The sequence below is a fragment of the Virgibacillus carmonensis genome (genome assembly GCF_057836705.1).
The window spans coordinates 1-575 of sequence record NZ_JBYQFJ010000305.1 but is presented as its reverse complement, the minus strand read 5'-3'; the positions used below and the strand labels follow the sequence as shown (position 1 = coordinate 575).

At 43.3% G+C, this 575-nt stretch carries 1 protein-coding gene; it reads left to right on the top strand.

Annotation, left to right across the window (positions count from 1 at the left end):
* Positions 1-575 (top strand): cbb3-type cytochrome c oxidase subunit I (locus AC3G7N_RS22010; protein WP_489424248.1); only part of this gene is annotated, 575 nt, incomplete at both ends.

The following is a 575-nucleotide window of genomic DNA, read 5'->3' as shown; positions in this document are numbered from 1 at the left end:
AATGCCACTGTTTCCATGGTCAGCATTAATTACCTCCTTCTTAATCTTAATTGCATTTCCTGTTTTATCGATGGGACTCTACTTACTTATGTTTGATCGGCTGTTTGGGACTGGCTTCTTTTCCGGAGAAGTTGGCAGTCCGGTATTTTGGCAGCATCTGTTTTGGATCTTCGGGCATCCGGAGGTTTATATCCTAGCATTGCCAGCGTTTGGTATATTTTCGGATATTATTTCTGCCTTTTCCAAAAAACGAATATTTGGTTATCCGGCAATGGTTCTTTCCCTGGCCCTGATTGGCTTTCTCGGATTTATGGTTTGGGCACACCATATGTTTACAGTGGGACTGGGACCAATGGCGAACACTTTCTTTGCGATTACTACTATGCTGATAGCCGTTCCAACAGGTATTAAAATATTTAACTGGCTGTTTACCATGCGCGGCGGAGTTATTCGCATTACAACGCCAATGTTATTCTCCCTTGGATTTATACCTACTTTTGTAATGGGTGGTGTAACGGGGGTGATGCTCTCCGTTGCAGCTGCCGACTTTCAGTATCATGATACCCATTTTGTAG